The sequence below is a fragment of the Rhizobium sp. 18055 genome (assembly GCF_902706285.1).
In the GTDB taxonomy this organism is placed as follows: Bacteria; Pseudomonadota; Alphaproteobacteria; order Rhizobiales; family Rhizobiaceae; genus Rhizobium.
In genome coordinates this window covers 1-1,460 of the sequence record NZ_CACSKD010000047.1, presented here as the reverse complement: position 1 = coordinate 1,460, position 1,460 = coordinate 1, and the positions used below count along the sequence as shown (strand labels likewise).

General features: G+C 67.5%; 1 protein-coding gene and 1 pseudogene. One reads left to right on the top strand and one right to left on the bottom strand.

Annotated features, from left to right (window positions below; translation table 11 throughout):
* On the bottom strand, positions 1–243 hold a 243-nt coding region (locus GVL52_RS31380; protein ID WP_160012633.1), incomplete at its 3' end, for a LysR family transcriptional regulator.
* A gap of 155 nt (positions 244–398) precedes the next feature.
* On the opposite strand from GVL52_RS31380, the pseudogene GVL52_RS31375 reads away from it, so the two are divergent.
* Positions 399–1,331: pseudogene (locus tag GVL52_RS31375) on the top strand (acyl-CoA dehydrogenase family protein); the annotation flags it as partial.
* Positions 1,332–1,460 lie beyond the last annotated feature (129 nt).

Genomic DNA, 1,460 nt, shown 5'->3' with positions numbered 1-1,460 from the left:
CTCCAGGCCCTCCAGCCACCGCGCCACCTGGGCGGCGTAGTGCGTGCCCGCGGGCGTGAGCGCCACGCCGTGGCGGGCGCGGCGGAACAGCGCCACGCCCAGGAACTCCTCCAGCGCCATGATCTGGCGCGACACCGCGCTCTGCGTGAGGAACAGCTCCTGCGCCGCGCGGGTGTAGCTCTCGTGGCGGGCGGCGGATTCGAAACAGGCCAGGGCCTGGGTGGACGGCAGGGTGCGGCGCATGGCGCGATGCTACACAGGTATTCCAGAACCTCATTTCTGGATGCGACATCCTCGCTTGCCCGATGGGAAGCCTTGGGCCTAGGATGTGCCATGCGTGCATGAAACGCACCATCCATTCCGCCAATTCATTCCCCCGCATCCAGTCAGGAGACACCATGGCCCACCCCGCAGCCTTCCACTGGGAAGACCCCTTCCTTCTCGACCAGCAACTCAGCGACGACGAACGCATGGTGCGCGATGCCGCAGCGGCCTATTGCCAGGACCGGCTCGCGACCCGCGTGCTGGAGCAGTTCCGCCACGAGAAGACCGACACGGCCATCTTCCGCGAGATGGGCGAACTGGGCCTGCTGGGCCCGACCATCCCCGAGCAGTACGGCGGCCCGGGCCTGAACTACGTGGCCTACGGCCTGATCGCGCGCGAGGTGGAGCGCGTCGATTCCGGCTACCGCTCGATGGCGAGCGTGCAGAGTTCGCTGGTGATGGTGCCGATCTTCGAATTCGGCACCGAGGCGCAGAAGCAGAAATACCTGCCCAAGCTCGCGAGCGGCGAGTGGATCGGCTGCTTCGGCCTGACCGAGCCCGACCATGGCTCCGATCCCGGCAGCATGGCCACCCGCGCCTACAAGACGGCCGGCGGCTACAAGCTCAAGGGCAGCAAGATGTGGATCACCAACAGCCCGATCGCCGACGTGTTCGTCGTCTGGGCGAAGGAAGTGAGCGAGGCCGGCGCCGTGGGCCCGATCCGCGGCTTCGTGCTGGAAAAGGGCATGCAGGGCCTCACGGCGCCGGTCATCCACGGCAAGGTGGGCCTGCGCGCGTCGATCACCGGCGAGATCGTGATGGACGACGTGTTCGTGCCCGAAGAGAACGCCTTCCCCGAGGTGCAGGGCCTGAAGGGCCCGTTCACCTGCCTGAACAGCGCGCGCTACGGCATCGCCTGGGGCGCCCTGGGTGCCGCCGAGTTCTGCTGGCACACGGCGCGCCAGTACACGCTGGACCGCAAGCAGTTCGGCCGGCCGCTCGCCGCCAACCAGCTCATCCAGAAGAAGCTCGCCGACATGCAGACCGAGATCGCCATCGGCCTGCAGTCCGGGCACGGCGGGCACGAGCGCTGCCATGGTGAGTTCGTCGGGCAGGAGCGCGAGCTTCGTGCCGCAGTGCAGGCACTGGACGCTGTCGAAGAACACGAGATGACCGCACTGGTCGCAATTGAACAC